Raw genomic sequence first — 19,636 nt, forward strand, 5'->3', positions numbered from 1 at the left:
TTGAGTTTATGAAAAATTACATCCAAGCCGATCCATGGAATATTATTGAAGAGGGATTTGACCCTAGCCTAAATAAAATATCCGAAAGTTTATTTAGTATCGGTAATGGTAAAATGGGGCAAAGAGCAAATTTCGAGGAGGCTTATTCCGGCGAGACTTTGCAAGGCTCTTATGTTGCTGGAATTTATTTTCCAGATAAGACTAGAGTGGGATGGTGGAAGAATGGCTATCCTCCAACTTTCGATAAAGTTATTAATTCAACGAATTGGATTGGTCTTGATATCTACATCGACGACGAGCGGTTAGATTTGGCAAAGTGCAAGATAAAGCAATTCAAGCGAGTGTTAAATATGCAAGAAGGCTATTTACAAAGAACATTCGTTGTGGAGTTATCAGGATCAAGAACAATCGACGTGAATAGCATTCGTTTTTGTAGTATCGCTGATGATGAGATTGCGGCTATTCAGTATAGCATCACTCCTTTAAACTTTGATGCTAAACTTAAAGTGCTGTCAATCGTTGATGGTGATATTGTTAACCAAGACAGCAATTATGATTTTAAGTTTTGGGATGCTGTAAAAGACCATTCCTCTGAAAACGGTATTTTCTTGCAAACGAAAACTTTAAAAACTGGTTTCGAATTGTGTGTCGGTGCGAAGACTGAATTGTTTAGTGATGGACACCTCGTGATTCCAACTGAAAAGGTAGTTAAGAAGCAGGAGAAATGGATTGCAGAAGAGTTTATTTTGGAACTTAATGCCGGTAATACCATTAACATCGTGAAAATAGCGTGTGTTCAGTCCTCATTAAATCATTCTGTAGATCAATTAATTTCTTCTTGCGAAGAGAAACTTGCTGTAGCAAGTCGGGTCGGTTTTGATAAACTTAGAGAACATCAAAAGCTTGCTTGGGCTAATAAATGGGAGCAGAGTGATATTAAAATTGAGGGGGATATCAAGGCGCAACAAGCGATACGCTTTAATATCTTTCAGCTTTTCCAAACTTATACTGGCACAGACTCTAGACTGAATATCGGTCCTAAAGGATTTACGGGAGAAAAATATGCTGGAGCAACCTATTGGGATACCGAGGCCTACTGTATTCCATTCTATTTATCAACAGCACCTCAAGAGGTGGGTAGAAATTTATTAGTATATCGGTATAACCATCTGCAAAAGGCTATTGAAAACGCAGAAATGTTAGGGTTCAAAAATGGTGCAGCATTGTATCCTATGGTGACAATGGATGGTACGGAGAGCCATAACGAATGGGAAATTACATTTGAAGAGATTCATAGAAATGGCGCCATTGCCTATGCTATTCATAATTATATAACGTATACGCAAGATTGGGACTATCTTGCCGAATATGGGCTGGAGGTTTTAATCGCCATTGCCCGATTCTGGAAGCAGCGAGTGAATTGGAGTGAAGACCGAAAAAAGTATGTTATACTTGGTGTGACCGGACCGAATGAGTATGAAAACAACGTTAATAACAACTGGTATACGAACTATTTAGCCGTTTGGTGTTTAAACTATACCCGAGAAGCATTGGACTATGTGAATGCACATAATCGCTCGCGTTATGAGGAAATTTTAAAATCTATTGATTTCATTCCTGTGGAGATCGAGCAATGGAAAGATATCGCTGATAATATGTATTTCCCATATCATGAAGAGCTAAATATTTATCTACAACAGGACGGATATTTAGATAAAGAGCAGTTGTTGGTGAAAGATCTTCCAGCTTCAGAAAGACCTTTAAATCAAAAGTGGAGTTGGGATAGAATTCTTAGATCATGTTTTATCAAACAAGCGGATGTGCTTCAAGGGATGTATTTCTTCGAGGATGATTTTGATCTAGCTGATTTGCGAAGGAATTTTGATTTTTATGAACCGCGAACAGTGCATGAGAGTTCATTGTCGCCATGTATCCACAGTATTTTGGCGGCCAAGCTAAATGATGAGGCTCGAGCTTATGAGTTCTATTTGCGAACCGCACGCCTTGATCTAGATGATTATAACAATGATACGGAAGACGGTTTGCATATTACATCGATGGCAGGTACATGGATGAGTATCGTGCAGGGCTTCGCCGGAATGCGCGTGAAGAATAATCAATTGTATTTTCAGCCTTTCCTTCCAGAGCAGTGGAAGTCCTTTACATTTAATATCGGTTTTAGAGAGAAAATTTTATCTATTCAAATTGACAAGGAGACTATCGAGATAACAAATAGTTCAACGGAATCCTTGTCCGTCACAGTAGGTCATTCACAATATGAGATTGAAGGTACTAGTTCATTAATAATACGGTTGTAAATTTTACTTTTTAAAGTATGTAAATTAAGAAAGGCAGTTGATTAGACTGCCTTTTTTATTAGTATCGTGCGAATAGCAAGTTGAGCAATCCGCCAATCTTATTATGAATGTTAATTATCTAAGCTTGTTAAGTCTTGTTTTTAAGGTCGTTTCATTATTTACACTGACTTTATAAACGATCAGACTATCTTATAGGCCTAAAATTTTTCTGTTAAACGCCTCATCTGTACCTGTCGCGGCGAAATCATCAAAAGCTTTGTCCGTTACTTTGATAATATGGTTTTTGATAAATTCCGCACCTTCTATTGCACCGTCGACACTGTTTTTCAATGCACACTCCCATTCGAGTACAGCCCATCCCTCATAGTCGTAAGCTGCAAGTTTACTAAAGATACTTTTGAAATCAACTTGACCGTCACCTAAAGAACGGAAGCGTCCCGCTCGTTCAACCCAACCGCTATATCCACCATACACCCCCTGTTTTCCTGTAGGGTTAAACTCTGCATCTTTTACGTGGAACATTTTGATACGCTCATGGTAATAATCAATATAAGATAGATAGTCCATGCCTTGTAATAATAAATGCGAAGGATCGTACAATAGGCAGGCGCGTGGATGGTTATCCGCAGCTTCTAAGAAGCGCTCGTAACTAACACCATCATGTAAATCTTCACCTGGATGGATTTCGTAACAAAGATCGACGCCATGCTTGTCGAACTCGTTTAATATGGGGAGCCAACGATTCGCCAATTCTTTGAATCCTGTTTCTACGAGTCCCGCTGGGCGTTGTGGCCAAGGGTATACCATATGCCATAGTAATGATCCAGAAAAGGTAGCATGAGCATTTAAGCCCAAATTTGCGGAAGCCATCGCAGCATATTTCAATTGCTGAGTTGCCCATTCTGTTCTCGCCTTCGGGTTATTCCTAACTGCTGCAGGTGCAAAACCATCAAATAGTTCGTCGTAAGCAGGATGTACAGCAATTAATTGACCTTGTAAATGTGTCGATAGTTCAGATATTTCTAGACCAATTTCAAGAAGTTTGCCTTTTATTTCATCGGCATAGGTTTTACTCTCTGCTGCTTGTTGTAAGTTGAAAAAGGAGGGGTCGTTCGTTGGTATTTGAACAGCTTTATAGCCTAAAGCTTGTGCCCATTTTCCAATATTTTCTAAAGTGTTATAGGGCGCTTCTTCTGCTATAAATTGAGCTAAAAATATCCCTGGACCTTTCAGTGTTTTCATACGGGTTTATGTTTTGCTAAATATAGTGAATTTTAAATTTCTAGCTCGTGAAGCTTGCTGAAACTAATTGTAACAAACGTTAAAATCTTATGTATTCAATTAATTGGCATAATGATTGGAACTGTCCCTTCATAATAAAGATGTTTAACTAGAGGAATGAAACTATGAAAAAGGTAATGATGCTATTATTTGTTGCGATTAGCTTGGCTTCTTGTAGCAAGGATACGTTAGATAGTATCGAGCGCGATACAGCGCAGAACATTATCCGTATTAACAAGTGGTATGATGTTATTAAGACAGTAAGTGTTGCAGGTACGGCAGATGTTTCTACAGTACTTGTGGGTACAGGCGATAATAACTACATGGAATTTAGATCAAATAACAATGCTTATATCATGAAGTCAGATCAAAGCTGGTCAGATCCTATTCCTTACAAATTAGAAGGTGAGAAAGTAATGTGGTTTGATGGAGTTGAGTATCAAATCCAAGAAAGTATTATTTCTACGGTTGCAAAATTCACGTTGAAACGTGTTGATGGCCCTACAACTACCATAATACAATTTAGAAGACGTTAAATACAAACTTAAGATGAGAGCTGAGGCTGCCCTTTTTGGGTGGCCTTTTTTATTGCTTGTTTTTTGCTTCAATCCATAAGGACATATATTTCGTTGCACTAAATTGATTCGTCCAAAGGATTTGCCCTAGGATATTCTTTCTTCTATGCGCCTCGATGTGTTCTTTCAAATACTCGATTCTTTGAAAAAAAGCATCGAAATATGCGCCAGAATGAAGCTTATTCAATAGTTCTCTTCCATTTGAAGCCGCTTCTTCCCAGGTCAATTGATCCTCGTATAGTCGAATACATTTTTCAACAAACTCATCCACGTCCTCAACGATATAGCCATTCCATTGTTCTGAATAAGCAAACCCTTCTGCTCCAATTGCGCTTGTAACAGAAGGAGTGCCGGCCCGTAATGCATCGATGAATTTACCTTTTAAACCGGCTCCGAATGGAATTGGAGCAATAAGCGCACGATATTTTGATATGGACTCTATAGCATTTGTTGCGCGGCCTTTAATGATAAAGCCTTCTTTTGGCTTGTTTAATTCCCAAACTTTTTGACTTGGGTAGGCTCCATAGATATGTAATTCCGCTGCTGGTAATGCTTTTCGGATTTTAGGCCATAACTCTTTTAAAGCTAAGACAGTTCTCCAATTTGGTTCGTGTATAAAATTCCCGATAAATACGAAGTTCTTCCGTTCGCTAAAGTCAATATCCATAGGATTTTCGTCTCCAACAAAAAATGGAAGCAATTGCAATAAGTACGATTGTATATTTAATTGGCTTTTTAGGGTTTCGATTTCAATCGTAGAAATAATAAGGGACATATCGCACCTCAGGATGGACGCCAACTCGCGTTTAGCATGTTCATTATAATATAAGTCGTTGGAAAGCGGGACGTCACTTTTATAAGCTTCTTGACGGGCATAACGAATAAAATGTAAATCCTCCGTGTCTAGAATCAGTAAGGCTGTAGGACAGATTGCTTTTACGCGCCAACTGTATTGCTCTTCAATCATGAAGCGATCAAATAATACGATGTCTGGCTGTAATGTTTCAATAAAAGCGTCGAACGAACTGTCGTTTAGTTGAATTATGTGCTCTTTAACATCTAGATCAATTAGTGGAAATGAGTGTTCAGATTTGCATGCAGCACATGCGAAATGCATTTCATAACCACGCAAAAGAAAGTTGTTAATTAATTCCAGCATTCGCCATCCAGCGGCAGATGACGTTGGTTCGGGCCAAACTAAACCGATTACTAAAACACGCTTACTCATTTTGCAAATTAACATAATTAGGTTGACTCCATTGGATGAATTTTGTTTTTGTACCTTTGCATCATAATTTGAAAGCTATGTTAGGATTAAAATTATTGACCGATCCGCGTTGGGCAAATATTGCGGAGTCTAACTTGGAAGAAATTTTAACAGACCACGCTTGGTGTGAGCAGAAAGCAGCATCTAATGCAATCTCGCTTATTACACAGAACTCTGAATATGCTGATCTAGTTCATGAATTGACAGCAATTGCGATAGAGGAAATGGAACACTTTAAGATGGTAATTGACATTATCGAAGAACGTGGTTATACCTTGGGCAGAGAGCGCAAGGACGACTATGTTGGCCGTTTAATGAAGTTCGCGAAGAAAGATGGTTCCCGTAACCAAGCTTTTATCGATCGACTGTTGTTTGCAGCAATGATTGAAGCGAGAAGTTGCGAGCGTTTCAGGGTGTTATCAAAGAATATAGAAGATAAAGACTTGGCGAAATTCTATCATGATTTGATGGTTTCAGAAGCAAATCATTATACGACTTTCTTAAATTTTGCGAAGAAATACACTGTTGATGTTGACGTGGATAAACGTTGGAAGGAATGGCTTGATTTCGAAGGAGAGCTGATTCAATCGTATGGAACGAAAGAACAAATTCATGGATAATACTTTCTTATCATATATCAATGTATAGCCTGTTTATTCAGGCTATTTTTGTTTTATCATTTAAGGAATAAGATATGGAATTAGGAATTGGAATGTTTGGCGATTTACAGATAAATCCACAAACAGGCGAAATACAAAATACACAAGTACGTTTAAAAGAAATCATCGAAGAGATAAAATTGATGGATGAGGTTGGCGTTGATTTCTTCGGAATGGGTGAGCATCACCGGGCAGATTATGCGGTTGCATCACCAGAAATTATATTGGCAGCAGCGGCTACGGTTACAAAAAATATTAAGTTAGGTAGTGCTGTATCGGTATTAAGTTCTGCGGATCCGGTAAAATTATATCAAGATTTTGCAACAGTTGATTTGCTGTCGAACGGGCGCGCTGAAATTATGGCGGGTAGAGGGTCGTTTATTGAGTCATTCCCATTATTTGGTTTTGATTTGAAGGACTATAGTTCACTGTTCGAAGAAAAATTGAATCTGTTAATGCGGTTGAATAATTCAGAAACAGTAACATGGACTGGAAAACATCGTCCAAGTTTGATTAATCAGTCGATTTATCCACGTCCAACCAATGGTAAAATGCCGATTTGGGTCGCAGTGGGTGGAACTACGGAGTCGGTTATCCGTGCAGGGAAATTAGGTCTTCCAGTTATGTTTGCAATTATTGGGGGTTCTCCTATTAATTTTAAGCCATTATTTGAAGTTTATGAGCAAGCGTTTGTAGACTCAGGTCATAATCTTGAAGATATGCAAGTTGGAGTTCATATGCATTCCTTCTTTGGGGAGGATTCTCAAGAAATTTCCAATTGGTACTATCCATTTTATGCTTCGCAAATGGATCGCATAGGAGCATCTCGTGGTTGGCCGACCTACCAGCGTACGCAATATGACTATGGACGTTCAAGACATGGGCATTTAATTGTTGGGGATGTCAATGAATCGGTTGATAAGATTTTGCAAATGCAAGAAACTTTTGGTTTGACTCGATTTTCAGCACATATGGATGTCGGTAGTCCCGATCATAGTAAGATGATGAAAGCGATTGAGCTTTATGGTACTCAGATTATGCCGAAAGTAAAGGCCGCAACAGCATAGCGCTTCTTTCGGATAATTGAGCTTTTGGAGTAGAAAACTTCAAATGTATTCGAATAATATATTAGTTAGATTATCTCTATTTCAACGGGGAAGAATATTGTAAGATTGTTCTTCCCCATTTTTTTTACATAGAATTGTGGAATATTAGCAATTAATGCATCCTCTTAGAAATTCTATTATGAAAAGATTCAATTTATTAGTTATAGGGACCGCACTGTTTTTTAATTCTTGCAGTCAGTCTGATAAAATGGAAAGTACTGCAGACGCTGCGGTAGCGGAGGTGGGCGCTGAATATTTAGACAGTCCTAGTCCAGTAATGGCGAGTAAAGCCGTCGAAGGAAGTGCTGCTGATGTGGTGACAATGCAGACTCCCGAGGCAATTAATCCTGTAGTGAATAAAAAAATAGTTCGTACAGGAAATATTTCTATTGAATCGAAGGACGTTAAGGCGAGTAAAAAGACTTTAGATGGGCTTTTAAAAAATGTACAAGGTTATTATGAGAACGAAACAGTAAATAACGCTAGAGCGTATACTTCATTCGACCTAGTCGTTCGAATTCCGTCAAATAAGTTGGATGCACTATTGGCGAATCTTGAAAATGGTACAGATAAAATAACCGAAAAGAATTTAAGAGCTGAAGATGTCTCTGCACAGTATTATGATACGGAGTCAAGATTAAAAAGCAAACGTGCTTATTTGGAGCGTTATCAGCAAATGGTGTCTTCAGCAAAATCAGTGAAAGACTTGTTGGAAATACAAGAGCAGATCCGAATGTTACAAGAAGAAATAGATGCAAGTGAGGGTGTTCTGAGAAGCTTGAGTGGGCAGGTAAATTACAGTACATTGACGATTCATCTTTTCGAAGAGAATGCGAATTTACCAATGGGAAGTAATTCATTTTGGACGCGTGTGAAAGACTCATTTGCGTTTGGTTGGGATTTAATCGAAAACTTAACGATTGGAATAATAGGTTTATGGCCGCTACTCATTGTCGCAGTACTTGTTATTTATGTGATTCGTTCTATTCGTAGAAGAAAGAGATCCAATAAAATGGATAATAATTTACACGGATAGATTGTGTAGTCGTTTATTCGGAACGGCCTCAATTTGCAGGTGTTAGTATGGTAGTTAGTTTAATATATTTGTTCAAATAGTGAAGGGCCCATTTACGTGTAGATGGGCCTTTGTTCTTGTTCTCCAAGCTATTCCAATCAAAATTACCTTGAGCTGATAAAAAATAACTTATCTTTGCGCTGTGGAAAATGCAACAAAATTAGTAGACATTAGGAGTTTGAGCTTAGATCAAATAAAAACTGCTTTAGTAGAAGCCGGTGAACAAGGGTTTCGTGCAAAGCAGATTTATGAATGGTTATGGCAAAAATCAGCTACTGATTTTGATCAGATGAGTAATTTAAGCAAGTCGCTACGTGAGAATCTTAAATCACGTTTTTCCATTAATGCGGTACAAGTACGTCAATCCCAAATATCTTCTGATCGAACTATCAAAAGTAGCTTTACACTTTATGATGGCAATGTTATTGAGGGAGTTTTAATTCCTGCAGAGGACCGCATGACCGCTTGTGTAAGCTCCCAAGTTGGCTGTAGCTTGACATGTAAATTCTGTGCGACTGGCTATATGGATAGAAAGCGTAATTTGAATGCTGACGAGATTTATGATCAAGTTGTATTAATCAGCAAGCAAGCCGAAGAGCAATATGGACATCCGCTTACTAATATTGTTTATATGGGTATGGGTGAACCTTTGTTGAATTATAGCAATATGATGAAATCGGTTGATAGAATTACATCAGCAGATGGATTGAATATGGCGGCAAAACGGATCACCGTATCGACAGCTGGGATTGCAAAGATGATTAAGAAACTTGGTGATGATCAAGTTCGTTTCAATCTTGCGCTATCACTACATGCTGCTAATGATACTAAACGTAATGAAATCATGCCAATTAATGAGCAAAACTCATTAAAGGCGCTCGCTGAAGCATTAAAGTATTTCTACGCAAAAACAAAAAGTCCAATAACATTTGAATATATCGTTTTTGATAATTTCAACGACGAATTAGAGGATGCTAGAGAACTTGCAAGGTTCTGCAAGCATGTGCCTTGTAAAGTTAATATCATTGAATATAATCCGATATCATTGGCAGATTTTGTTAATGCTGAAGCGGATAAGATTGAGCAGTTTGCAAGTTATCTACGAAGTCAAGGTATCACAACGAATGTACGTCGAAGTAGAGGAAAGGATATTGACGCTGCTTGTGGTCAATTAGCAATCAAAGAAAAAGAGTCAGATAAGGTTGAAGCTTAAAATTAACTATTAGGTAAATTTTACTTGATGTTATTTTGCTAGTTTTCGGCATGAAAATGCTAAAAAAATATGCAAAGGCTGTACTGGATTTATTTTTCCCACCTTTATGCGCCGGCTGTGCAAGAGTTCTATTTCTCCAAGAACGATTTATTTGTACGAAATGTTTGTATCATCTTCCATATACCGATGATCATTTAATCCCAAACAACGAAAGCTATATTTTAATGCGAGGTAAGCTCAAGGTTGAGCGCGCAGTTGCTATGCTTCGTTTCAGACCATCATCGCGCGTCGAACACATTATTTACCAATTAAAATATGCAAACAAAGCACAACTTGGCTATTTCCTGGGGCAAATGTATGGAACACTCTTGATTGAGAGAAGCTATTATAAAGACGTAGATTATTTAATCCCAATTCCCTTACACCCGCTACGTTTCGCAAAAAAAGAGGATATAATCAGAGTGCTTGTTTTGGAAAAGGACTATCAGAGCGTTTGTGTAAGCCTTTATTGGAGAATGTATTACGTCGAGTAAAAAATAATCCTACACAGACAAAGAAGGATTCCACCGATCGAGTCGACTCAGTCGATCAAATCTTTTATTGTTCCAAAACAATCAATCTCAATGGAAAACATATTTTATTGCTTGATGATGTTTTGACGACAGGATCTACCTTAGCATCAGCTGGGGTTGCTATATTAAAAGCGTTCCCCCACTGTAAAATCTCGATAGCGATCATCGCTAAAGCTTAACGCCGAACTTTACCATTGTGGACTGATGGACAGTCACAACGATTAAAGATGGAACAAGAACTTACGGAGAAGCAGAGAACAACTGCAGCGAATACTATTTTAAGAAACTTCTTCATTATTGATATTGTGCTCTAGGACTATAAAATAATAGGAAACTAAATAAGGCCATTCCAATGCCGACCATGTCAGCAAACACATCCCACCAATCAGCTTGGCGTGTACTAGTGAAATACATTTGTCCTAGTTCGGTTAGCGCAATGAATAGTATAGCAATTAGAAAAACAATAGACATTGTTTTCATTTTTGCGGCTCTGCGCTTCGTTTGAATAGCGCTTCCAAAAAGCATCAAAGTGGTAAAAAGGTAAAAACTTCCGCAATGGACCATTTTATCAGATCCACAGAAATAATTGCCTGAGGGCAGGTCGGTTGCGGGCATAAACATAAGTACGCACATTAAGATCGCCCATATGATCGCCCAAGCATAATTTAATATCCAATTCATTATCGTTAAAATTCGCTTTTTTAATCGGTATTAAAAAGGACTCAACGCTTTTTTATCGTTTTTAGAGCTTGGTATAAATTTTATTAAAAATTATATAGTTGAAATACAGCGTGTTACAGCTTTACTTTGCTTTTTTATAGTACTATGTATTGCAAAGTACCATCCAAAGGATATATCTTTGTATTGTTATGGTAGCAGAAAACACACAAACCCAAATGAGGAAAGGAATACTAGAGTATTGTATTCTGTCTATAATTTCTCGGGGAGAGATATACGCCTCAGACATCATCGGTGCATTAAAAAAAGCCGAGTTGTTGGTGGTCGAAGGTACATTGTACCCTTTGCTGACGCGACTTAAGAACAATGGCTTGTTAAGTTACAGTTGGCAGGAATCGACTTCGGGTCCACCACGCAAATATTATCAGATTACAGCTGAAGGTACGGAGGTGTTACATAAGCTAGATGTAACCTGGAAAGAATTGAACTTTGCCGTGCAAACCGCTATTGGAGATCGCCAAATTGACTAACATAATTAACTAAATATTGCCATGAACAGAACAATAATCATTAATATAAACAGCATAGTCTTTCATATAGAGGAGGATGCTTACGAAATACTTCGATCTTATATGATCGAGATTAAAAAACACTTTGGTAAGACGGAAGATAGCAAGGAAATACTTGAGGATATCGAAAATCGAATTGCTGAGATGTTTGCGGAGAAAATTCAAAGTGGACGTAAAGAAGTTATCAACGTTCAAGACGTTAATGAGGTTATAAGCCAAATGGGACGTGTGAGCGATTTTGAAGCAGATTTTTTAGAGGAAGTTCGTGAGGAATCGGAGCCAGCAATTGCTGCAGAGACGGAAGCTGAATCAATCCCAGAAGTAGAGGGAGAACCCGAGGCCGCTAAACCTGAGGAGACTATAAATGAGCCTGCCTTTGCATTTGCTGCTTCAAAGAAGTTGATGCGTGATATGGACGATCGTATTTTCGGTGGCGTGTGTTCAGGTCTTGGGCATTATTTTAATCTTGAATCAAAATGGATTCGAATAATGTTCGTTCTATTTTTCCTATTTGCAGGTTCTGGAGTCTTGTTGTACGTTGTTTTATGGGCGGTAATGCCTAAAGCAATAACGCGTGCAGATAAGATGGCTATGCGCGGAGAAGCAGCTAATCTACAGAATTTTAAAAAGTCTTTTGATGAAGAAATGAAAGGACTTGGAGAAAATTTTTCGGGTGCCGGCGAGCATTTTAATAGAGGAGTTCGTACGGTAGGCGATTTATTTGGTCGCGTTCTCTCGGCGTTTGGTAAGTTCTTAGCCATTATATTCTTAATCGCTTTCGGATGCGCAATCATTGGGTTATTTGTAACCTTTGTATTCTGTACGCTAAATCTATTAGGAATTAAGAATGATATTATGTTACCACCATTAACAGTGATGACACCTGTATCCGCATTCTTTGCCTTACTCGCAGGATTTATGGCTATTGGAATTCCATTTTTCGCGATCTTTTATCTTTTACTACGTGTTGTATTTAAAGTACAGCGAATGAATAACTATTTAAGTATGACCTTGTTTGCGACTTGGATTATATCTGTCGTAATGATCTTATACTTTGTAGTAATAACACAACAGGAATTTAAAGAGGTCAGTACCATTAGTGTCGAGAAGCCTTTGGATAAAAGCGACAGTTATATATTTACTGAGCATGACGTGCGTGTAATAAAAGCTTCTGATGAAGAATTCAACAAAAAGAAGTTTAATATCAATGTAAAAGGAGAAAACCTAGCGGATTATCTACGTCGCGATATATCTATTCGCGTTGAAGCTATAGATTCTTTAAAAGCACCTTATATACAGTACAATTATAGAGCGAAAGGGAATACCTATAAAGAAGCATCAGATCGCGCTTCTCGTATATCTTATCAAGTGAAGCAAGACAAGAATGTTGTTTCTTTCGACAGTCACTTTGCAATGAATCAACAAGATAAAGTTAGAGATCAACATGTCGGAATCATCGTTTATCTTCCAGTAGGGACCAAAGTTTCTTTGACTAATTCAATAGGTCATCGTATACAAGATATTTCCGCATGGGAGTGTAATCAATATAATGAAAATGCAAAGTCTTCCGAGTGGATTATGACCGCAAATGGCCTTCGATGCATTCTTAAGATGCAAGATGACAAGTTAAAGGCCGAAAAGGAAGCGATTGAAAAAGCAGAAGAGGAAGCAAAACAAAAGGAGGAAGAGGCTAAGGAAAAGGCAAAGGAGCTGGAGGAGTTAAAAGAGAAATCGGAAAAAAAAGAAGAGGCTGCTGCAACCAAAGCTTAAGCATCAACGTCATTAAAGAATAATAAATAACCGGCTTTTTGAATATAAAGGTCGGTTATCGAAACAAACCAATAACGAAAACACTAGAAAAACAACAATGGGAAGAGTAATTGTGCTAATTGTCGCAACAATGGTTTTATTTTTAAACCAGGCATTAGCAAAGGCGCAAGACGCCGATATTAAGGGAAAGGTCGTCAACCAGGATAACCAACCAGTAGCTGCGGCCTCTATTTATTTAATGTCATCAACAGCAAATGTATTGATCAAAACGGCTGTGACTGACGCTGATGGTAATTTTATAATCTTAAAAGCACCCAAAGGGAACTATTATATTGAAGTATCGTCTGTTGGATTTGCTAATGCAAAATCGGCAAATTTTGATCTAGGCGATGACGTTTATTCAGTTCCAGTAATTAAACTTACAGCAGCTAGCCAAACGATAGAAGCGGTTACTGTCAAGGGGCAAGCGCCAATGGTTCAAAACAAAGATGGGAAGCTAATCCTAAATGTAGAAAATTCAACTTTAGCAGCAGGGAATAATGCCTTAGAGGTTGTAAAGCGCGCTCCTGGAGTTAGTGTAGATAAGGATGATAATCTACAATTAATGGGGCAACAAGGGGTCACTGTAACCATCGATGGACGTCAAACGTATATGACTGGAGAGCAATTGGCTACTTTCTTAAAATCAACGGATGCCGCACAGATAAAGAGTGTTGAGGTGACTACGACACGTCAAGCGAAAGACGATGCTGAGGGAGCTGTAGGAACTATCAATATTGTGCTCAAGAAAAATAATACCGAAGGTTTTAACGGATCTTTTATTGCAAGTGGTGGCTATGGTAAACATTTTAGAGGTAATAGCTCATTAAACCTAAACTACAAGAAAAATAATACCACACTATTTGGATCTTATGCCTATACCGATAATAAACGTGAAACGGAATTAAACTTAGAAAGAACGATTGCAAACCACGGTAAGTCAACAATATTCGATCAAAAAGCGGGCTTAATCGAACGGGAGAAAAATCATAATTATCGTTTTGGTGTTGAACAAAAGACTTCTGCGAAAAACACGATGTTAGTTCAATTTACTGGAAATAACAACGAGGAAGGCGGGGATAACTTGAGTGCTTCATTTATCGGTCCCTCTGCAAATATCACGGATTCTATCATGCGTGCAAATTCCTATAGTTTAGCGAAGTTTAACCGCTATTCTGTAAACTTCAATAATGAATTCAAAATTGATACAACCGGGAGTAAATTGACATTCGACTTTGACTGGAGCATGTTCCGCACGGCCTCTGATGTAGATTATTTCTATCGTACAGAGACGCCATCAGGAGCATTGGTGCGACCAGAAGAGCAGGAACGCAGTAGCATGCCAGTAGATATTGATATCTATGTTTCTAAATTGGATTATGTGAAACCATTCAAAAAAGGAAAATTAGAAGCAGGGATAAAATATAGTAACGTAAAGTCCGATAACGATCTTGGCTTTGAACGTCTAGTTGGCGGTCAATGGGGGGATTATGAAGGTAGACCAAATCATTTTGTCTATACGGAGCAAGTCTCAGCCGGATATGTGGATTACAGTACGGAATTTGGTAAATGGACAACGAAATTAGGTGTTCGCGCAGAATACACTATATCTGATGGGAACTCGATTACAAAGAATTCTAGAGTGAAGCGTGATTACCTGGACTTCTTTCCGTCAGCAAATTTAGGATATAATATCAGCCCGAATCATATATTGACCTTGAGTTACGCACGGAAAATAAGTAGACCTAATTATCGCTATTTAAATCCTTTTCGCTACTATATCGACAAGTTGACTTTCCAAGAAGGTAATCCATATGTCAACCCGCAATATACGCACGGACTATCCTTGAACTACACGCTGATGCAAATGTTCAATTTTACACTAGGAACGGACATTACTAATGACGCGATGGTGGAAAGTATGGGACAGAATAAAGAAACGAATGAAACGTGGATTACACGTGATAATTTGGCTAAATCAGTAACATCATATTTAAACATGAATATTCCTTATCGTGTTGGAAAATTCTGGACGATGAATAATAATTTCACAGGTATTTACATGCACTTTAAAGGTCCAATTGCTGGATATTACGCTGATTTAGGCTCTTTCTTCATCCAAGCAAATAGTATGCATACCTTTAAGTTGAATAATCAATTTTCAGCTGAAGCCAATATTAATGGAAATACACCGTTTATATATAATGTATACAAAATCAGTGGCCGTGTAAACGTAGACCTAGGCTTAAACTATAATTTCAAAGATCAAAAAAGCTCGCTTAAGCTTGCTGTAACCGACGTTTTCAGATCGAATAAAAATAACATAAATACGGATTTTGAGGAGTTTAACTCGAAAATCCGTCAATATAATGACAATCAGACGGTTCGCCTTACCTATTCTTATAAATTCGGGAATTTAAAACAACAAATTCGTCGCCGTGATTCTAATAATGAAGAAAAGGAAAGAGCGAACTAATTAAAAGAGTTTTGTTTCAATGTTTAGTTAAGTTAAAGGCCCGCAGGTTCTCCGCCTGGGGCCTTTCTATTTTATGCACACTAGTTGATGGCGTTACACTAGCAGCATGAAAAGTCTTTTGTTAAGTATTCTTTGTGACTTAAATCGCCGTTAAATGGATTTTTAATAGTAAAATTCAACCGGCTTATTGACCCTTGGTTAGTTTATCAAACGTCTTGAAGAACGGTCTACCTACACTATTCGAAATAATAGCTACAATTTCCTATACTTGTCTTATGAAATTAAAGCAAATTGTTGTCTTCTGTGCGTCCAGTGCTGGTTTTGGGAATTCTTTTGTTAATTCTGCCAAGGCAGTAGGAAAAGCATTCGTAGAAAGAAATATTCAATTAGTTTATGGAGGAGGCCGCGTTGGTCTGATGGGGGCTGTCGCTGATAGTGTGATGGAGCATGGTGGTGTTGTAGTCGGTGTTATTCCTCAGTTTCTAAATAGCAAAGAGATTGGACATTCTGGAATTACTCAACTGATTGAGGTTGATACCATGCATGAGCGGAAAGCTAAGATGAATGCTTTATGCGACGGAATAATAGCGCTACCAGGCGGTTTTGGAACAATGGAGGAGCTCTTCGAGATGATTACTTGGGCTCAGCTAGGCTTACATAAGAAGCCTGTAGGTATCTTGAACGTTGACGGATTCTACGATCACCTAATTCAATTTATTCAACAAATGGTTGAAACAGGTTTATTGAAAGAAGAAAATCAAAAGATGCTTCAATATGCGGATAACATCGATGAATTAATCGACCTTATGGAGCAGTACGAAGCACCTCCTGTGCCTAAATGGTTAAATATTGAGCGGTCTTAAATCTTGTTATTTAAAAGGGAAATAAGCTTTCGCATTATAGTAGCAAATGTCTTGAACGATCTTTCCTATCCATTCCATGTCATGCGGTAATTCGCCTTTGACGATGTCTTCAGCGAAGATGTCACAAAGAATACGTCGGAAATACTCATGTCTAGGGAAGGATAGGAAGCTTCTAGAATCCGTTAACATTCCTACAAAGCGGCTGATTAAGCCTATATTGGATAGTGCGGTGATCTGTCGAGTCATTCCGTCCTTTTGATCATTATACCACCAACCTGATCCAAATTGCATTTTGCCAATGATTTTTCCATCGTTGAAATTTCCGCCCATGGCAGCAAATAGCTCGTTATCCATTGGGTTTAAATTATACAAGATCGTCTTCCCTAATGAATCTTTACTATCCAGGCGACTTAAGAATTTAACCAAAGCCTCTCCTTGCTTATAGTCACCGATACTATCGTATCCAGTATCTGGTCCTAAATTCTTGATGGCTTTCGGATTTGTATTGCGGAATGCCCCAACGTGGAATTGTTGAACCCATTCCTTTTCATGATCCCACTCCGCAAATTGTACGAGCATTGCAGACTTGAATATATTGATCTCATGTACATTTAGATCTTCTTTCCTTCGAATCTTTGCAAAGATGTCTTTAACAGCTGATTCCGTATAATCTTCAGCGTACAAGTGGCTTAATCCATGATCCGATACGCAGCAACCTTGAGCAGCAAAATAATCATGACGAGCCTTTAAAGCATCTAGAAACTGTTGGTATGATTCGATTTCATGACCACTTACCTCCGCAAGTTTATCAATATATTGATTGAAGGCAGCATTATTCTCTGGACTCATTGCTTTATCAGGGCGGAAGGCAGGAAACATCTTGACTTTTTTCCCAAGATTCGCATACGCCTTATGGTGCTCCAAGCTATCAATGGGGTCGTCGGTAGTACATATCACTTCGACATTCATGCGATTCAATAAACCGTCAACCCTGTAGTTTGATTCTTGTAGCTTCGCTGTTGTCTCCTCGTATATACGATCAGCATTTTTCTCACTCAATAATTCATGAATATCAAAATAGCGTTGTAACTCCAGGTGAGTCCAATGGTATAAAGGATTTCTAACCGTGTAGGGAACAGTCTTCGCCCATGCGCGAAACTTATCTTTGTCCGAAGCCGAGCCAGTAATCAATTGCTCGTCTATTCCATTTGCCCGCATAGCGCGCCATTTATAATGATCACCATGCAGCCATATAGCTGATATATTCTCAAATTGCATATTGCTAGCAACTTGATCGGGCGGTAAATGATTGTGGTAATCTATGATCGGAAGGTCTTTTGCATAGTTATGGTATAACTCTTCAGCTACAGAGCTTTGCAGCAAAAAATTATCATCCAAAAATGTTCTCATGTTTATGGGTTTTGGTTATTTCTAAAGTAATATGAAAATCAAAATACGGTTTTCCTAAATAAAATGAGTGTTAAATTAGTATTAATGAGTATATTTATTTCATAACTAGATAAATATTAATGATTTAGCCATGAGAAAATACGTACTATCCCTTTCCTTACTAATCTGTCTAAGCACAGCTTTTGGACAAAAGAAATTAACCCAACTGTGGGAGTCCAAAGAGCAACTGCCTGTACCCGAGTCTGTACTTTATGTACCGGAACGTTCCGAGTTATTTGTTTCTCTAATTGATGGCGATGGTTCAACGGCGGATGGCAAAGGTGGTGTAGCTATCTTAAATCTAGACGGTTCTATAAAGGATGCTACTTGGGTGCAAGGTTTGAACGCTCCAAAAGGAATGGCTTTATATAACGATCAACTGTATATTGCAGATATTGATGAGGTTATTGTTGTTGATATTATTACTGGAAACGTAATCAATGAAATTAAGGTGCCGGGATCTAAATTCTTAAATGATGTAACTGTTGATCGCGCAGGTAAAGTATATGTTTCTGATACTCGTGACTCGAAGATTTATTTACTTCACAACAATCGACCATCCTTATTTATGAGCGATGTGCCAAATGTAAATGGACTCCGCGTTATTGATGGCAATTTGTTTGCAATGGCTGGACCAGAGCTATGGAAAATAGATGCTAAGGCGAATAAAACTGTGATAGCAAAAGGCTTAAAGTTAGGCGGTGATGGATTAGAACCTGTTGGTGACGGTAGCTTTTTAGTAACTTGCTGGGGAGGTTTGATTTATCACATTACTGCACAAGGACAAGTTACAGAGCTTTTAGATGTGCAAGGGAAGATGAATACAGCTGATCTTGGATATAATCCAAAAGATAAAATTCTATATGTACCAACTTTCAACAGTAATTCTGTTGTAGCCTATCAATTGGATTAAACAGATATTAGAAAATTGACACAAAAAAGCCGATGCTGTTTTCAAACAAAGCACCGGCTTTTTTATTGGAATTCTTTCCTACTTTAATATTTCTTGAAGCTTTGCATTGAGCGCGTCCCCATGAAGATTTTTGGCAACGATAATACCGTTGGGATCAATTAAGATATTTTGAGGAATAGCTTTAACGCCATAAGTTTGGCCAGCTGAATTATTCCAACCCTGTAAGTCAGAAACATGCTTCCATGTTAAGTTGTCGTCTTTAATCGCTTTGTCCCAAGCGGCAAATTCTTTATCAAATGACACGCCTAGAATCTCGAAATTCTTGTCTTTGAATGTAGCATAGGTCTTTACGAGATTTGGATTTTCTTTACGACATGGAGGACACCAAGAAGCCCAAAAATCAACTAGCACATATTTTCCTTTTAGATCGGATAGTGCATAAGGTTCTCCCGCCAAATCTAGTTGTGTAATACTAGGTGCTTTCTTACCGACTTGTGTATTTTTTAAGGCACTTAAGTAACGCTCAAATAGCTTTCCCGAGTTGCTTTTACGGACTTTTTTATCCAAGCCCTTAAAGAGCGTTTCCAATTCTTTATGGTTGGGGTCATAAACACCAATACGTTGCAACGTTTGTAACGTCTGCGGGTCCTTTGAATTTGCTTTAACGGAGGCAATTAATTCTTCTTTTGTTTGCCCAAATAACAAACAAGGGATGAATGAAAATATGAATAGTAATTTTTTCATGCTGATGCTAATTAATATTCAAATATAAGGATATACGTCTGGAGGCTCCTATTTCCTTTGTAAAATTAG

At 38.1% G+C, this 19,636-nt stretch carries 18 protein-coding genes; 13 read left to right on the forward strand and 5 right to left on the reverse strand.

Annotation, left to right across the window (positions count from 1 at the left end; genetic code table 11):
• Positions 1-8 precede the first annotated feature (8 nt).
• A complete protein-coding gene (locus tag GFH32_RS01005) occupies positions 9-2,318 on the forward strand; it encodes a family 65 glycosyl hydrolase domain-containing protein (RefSeq protein ID WP_153509309.1) in 2,310 nt (769 codons plus the stop codon).
• Between the two features lie 189 nt (positions 2,319-2,507).
• Here GFH32_RS01005 and GFH32_RS01010 read toward each other — a convergent pair whose 3' ends face one another.
• Positions 2,508-3,560, reverse strand: a complete 1,053-nt coding sequence (locus GFH32_RS01010) for a sugar phosphate isomerase/epimerase family protein (protein WP_153509310.1) — start codon at positions 3,558-3,560, stop codon at positions 2,508-2,510.
• A gap of 164 nt (positions 3,561-3,724) precedes the next feature.
• Between GFH32_RS01010 and GFH32_RS01015 the strand changes: the two genes are divergently transcribed.
• On the forward strand, positions 3,725-4,135 hold the full coding sequence (locus GFH32_RS01015; RefSeq protein WP_153509311.1) for a hypothetical protein: 411 nt from the start codon (positions 3,725-3,727) through the stop codon (positions 4,133-4,135).
• A gap of 49 nt (positions 4,136-4,184) precedes the next feature.
• Here the strand turns inward: GFH32_RS01015 and GFH32_RS01020 are convergent, their stop codons facing one another.
• On the reverse strand, positions 4,185-5,402 hold the full coding sequence (locus tag GFH32_RS01020) for a glycosyltransferase (RefSeq protein ID WP_228384181.1): 1,218 nt from the start codon (positions 5,400-5,402) through the stop codon (positions 4,185-4,187).
• A 77-nt stretch (positions 5,403-5,479) separates the two neighbouring features.
• Between GFH32_RS01020 and miaE the strand changes: the two genes are divergently transcribed.
• The 6 genes from miaE to GFH32_RS18595 all read left to right on the forward strand — a co-directional run bounded on the left by miaE (position 5,480) and on the right by GFH32_RS18595 (position 10,245).
• Positions 5,480-6,061 carry a tRNA-(ms[2]io[6]A)-hydroxylase gene (gene miaE, locus GFH32_RS01025; protein WP_153509313.1) on the forward strand — a complete coding sequence of 194 codons (582 nt, stop codon included), beginning with the start codon at positions 5,480-5,482 and terminating at the stop codon, positions 6,059-6,061.
• A 74-nt stretch (positions 6,062-6,135) separates the two neighbouring features.
• On the forward strand, positions 6,136-7,167 hold the full coding sequence (locus GFH32_RS01030; RefSeq protein ID WP_153509314.1) for an LLM class flavin-dependent oxidoreductase: 1,032 nt from the start codon (positions 6,136-6,138) through the stop codon (positions 7,165-7,167).
• A 178-nt stretch (positions 7,168-7,345) separates the two neighbouring features.
• Entirely contained in the window at positions 7,346-8,242 is an 897-nt protein-coding gene (locus GFH32_RS01035) for a DUF4349 domain-containing protein (protein WP_160366868.1), read from the forward strand.
• Positions 8,243-8,423: 181 nt separating this feature from the next.
• Complete coding sequence (gene rlmN / locus GFH32_RS01040) at positions 8,424-9,494, forward strand: 23S rRNA (adenine(2503)-C(2))-methyltransferase RlmN (protein ID WP_153509316.1); 1,071 nt, start codon at positions 8,424-8,426, stop codon at positions 9,492-9,494.
• A gap of 50 nt (positions 9,495-9,544) precedes the next feature.
• Positions 9,545-10,027: a ComF family protein gene (locus tag GFH32_RS01045; RefSeq protein ID WP_153509317.1), complete on the forward strand. Its 483-nt coding sequence runs from the start codon at positions 9,545-9,547 to the stop codon at positions 10,025-10,027.
• Complete coding sequence (locus GFH32_RS18595; protein ID WP_370626519.1) at positions 10,003-10,245, forward strand: ComF family protein; 243 nt, start codon at positions 10,003-10,005, stop codon at positions 10,243-10,245. The genes GFH32_RS01045 and GFH32_RS18595 overlap by 25 nt, the downstream gene beginning before the upstream one ends.
• 115 nt (positions 10,246-10,360) lie before the next feature.
• On the opposite strand, the gene GFH32_RS01055 is transcribed toward GFH32_RS18595, so the two are convergent.
• On the reverse strand, positions 10,361-10,747 hold the full coding sequence (locus tag GFH32_RS01055; RefSeq protein WP_153509319.1) for a VanZ family protein: 387 nt from the start codon (positions 10,745-10,747) through the stop codon (positions 10,361-10,363).
• A 188-nt stretch (positions 10,748-10,935) separates the two neighbouring features.
• Here GFH32_RS01055 and GFH32_RS01060 point away from each other — a divergent pair, with 188 nt between their 5' ends.
• The 4 genes from GFH32_RS01060 (at position 10,936) to GFH32_RS01075 (ending at position 16,461) form a co-directional block, all read left to right on the forward strand.
• Positions 10,936-11,274, forward strand: coding sequence for a PadR family transcriptional regulator (locus tag GFH32_RS01060; protein ID WP_153509320.1), 339 nt, complete (start codon positions 10,936-10,938; stop codon positions 11,272-11,274).
• Between the two features lie 21 nt (positions 11,275-11,295).
• On the forward strand, positions 11,296-13,083 hold the full coding sequence (locus tag GFH32_RS01065; RefSeq protein WP_153509321.1) for a PspC domain-containing protein: 1,788 nt from the start codon (positions 11,296-11,298) through the stop codon (positions 13,081-13,083).
• A gap of 97 nt (positions 13,084-13,180) precedes the next feature.
• Complete coding sequence (locus tag GFH32_RS01070) at positions 13,181-15,598, forward strand: outer membrane beta-barrel family protein (protein WP_153509322.1); 2,418 nt, start codon at positions 13,181-13,183, stop codon at positions 15,596-15,598.
• A gap of 275 nt (positions 15,599-15,873) precedes the next feature.
• Complete coding sequence (locus GFH32_RS01075) at positions 15,874-16,461, forward strand: LOG family protein (RefSeq protein ID WP_153509323.1); 588 nt, start codon at positions 15,874-15,876, stop codon at positions 16,459-16,461.
• Between the two features lie 6 nt (positions 16,462-16,467).
• Here the strand turns inward: GFH32_RS01075 and uxaC are convergent, their stop codons facing one another.
• On the reverse strand, positions 16,468-17,871 hold the full coding sequence (gene uxaC, locus GFH32_RS01080; protein ID WP_153509324.1) for a glucuronate isomerase: 1,404 nt from the start codon (positions 17,869-17,871) through the stop codon (positions 16,468-16,470).
• 130 nt (positions 17,872-18,001) lie between these two features.
• Between uxaC and GFH32_RS01085 the strand changes: the two genes are divergently transcribed.
• Entirely contained in the window at positions 18,002-18,823 is an 822-nt protein-coding gene (locus tag GFH32_RS01085) for an SMP-30/gluconolactonase/LRE family protein (RefSeq protein ID WP_153509325.1), read from the forward strand.
• Between the two features lie 78 nt (positions 18,824-18,901).
• On the opposite strand, the gene GFH32_RS01090 is transcribed toward GFH32_RS01085, so the two are convergent.
• Positions 18,902-19,567 (reverse strand): TlpA family protein disulfide reductase, encoded by a 666-nt coding sequence (locus tag GFH32_RS01090; RefSeq protein WP_153509326.1) that lies wholly within the window; start codon positions 19,565-19,567, stop codon positions 18,902-18,904.
• Positions 19,568-19,636: the final 69 nt, after the last annotated feature.

It is taken from the genome of Sphingobacteruim zhuxiongii, assembly GCF_009557615.1.
In the GTDB taxonomy this organism is placed as follows: Bacteria; Bacteroidota; Bacteroidia; order Sphingobacteriales; family Sphingobacteriaceae; genus Sphingobacterium; species Sphingobacterium zhuxiongii.

What these genes read in the sequence shown, in the direction of transcription:
- GFH32_RS01005 (WP_153509309.1), top strand. Translation starts at nt 9, where the DNA reads ATGAAAAATTACATCCAAGCCGATCCATGGAATATTATTGAAGAGGGA.
- GFH32_RS01010 (WP_153509310.1), bottom strand. Translation starts at nt 3,560, where the DNA reads ATGAAAACACTGAAAGGTCCAGGGATATTTTTAGCTCAATTTATAGCA.
- GFH32_RS01015 (WP_153509311.1), top strand. Translation starts at nt 3,725, where the DNA reads ATGAAAAAGGTAATGATGCTATTATTTGTTGCGATTAGCTTGGCTTCT.
- GFH32_RS01020 (WP_228384181.1), bottom strand. Translation starts at nt 5,402, where the DNA reads ATGAGTAAGCGTGTTTTAGTAATCGGTTTAGTTTGGCCCGAACCAACG.
- miaE (WP_153509313.1), top strand. Translation starts at nt 5,480, where the DNA reads ATGTTAGGATTAAAATTATTGACCGATCCGCGTTGGGCAAATATTGCG.
- GFH32_RS01030 (WP_153509314.1), top strand. Translation starts at nt 6,136, where the DNA reads ATGGAATTAGGAATTGGAATGTTTGGCGATTTACAGATAAATCCACAA.
- GFH32_RS01035 (WP_160366868.1), top strand. Translation starts at nt 7,346, where the DNA reads ATGAAAAGATTCAATTTATTAGTTATAGGGACCGCACTGTTTTTTAAT.
- GFH32_RS01045 (WP_153509317.1), top strand. Translation starts at nt 9,545, where the DNA reads ATGAAAATGCTAAAAAAATATGCAAAGGCTGTACTGGATTTATTTTTC.
- GFH32_RS01055 (WP_153509319.1), bottom strand. Translation starts at nt 10,747, where the DNA reads ATGAATTGGATATTAAATTATGCTTGGGCGATCATATGGGCGATCTTA.
- GFH32_RS01060 (WP_153509320.1), top strand. Translation starts at nt 10,936, where the DNA reads ATGGTAGCAGAAAACACACAAACCCAAATGAGGAAAGGAATACTAGAG.
- GFH32_RS01065 (WP_153509321.1), top strand. Translation starts at nt 11,296, where the DNA reads ATGAACAGAACAATAATCATTAATATAAACAGCATAGTCTTTCATATA.
- GFH32_RS01070 (WP_153509322.1), top strand. Translation starts at nt 13,181, where the DNA reads ATGGGAAGAGTAATTGTGCTAATTGTCGCAACAATGGTTTTATTTTTA.
- GFH32_RS01075 (WP_153509323.1), top strand. Translation starts at nt 15,874, where the DNA reads ATGAAATTAAAGCAAATTGTTGTCTTCTGTGCGTCCAGTGCTGGTTTT.
- uxaC (WP_153509324.1), bottom strand. Translation starts at nt 17,871, where the DNA reads ATGAGAACATTTTTGGATGATAATTTTTTGCTGCAAAGCTCTGTAGCT.
- GFH32_RS01085 (WP_153509325.1), top strand. Translation starts at nt 18,002, where the DNA reads ATGAGAAAATACGTACTATCCCTTTCCTTACTAATCTGTCTAAGCACA.
- GFH32_RS01090 (WP_153509326.1), bottom strand. Translation starts at nt 19,567, where the DNA reads ATGAAAAAATTACTATTCATATTTTCATTCATCCCTTGTTTGTTATTT.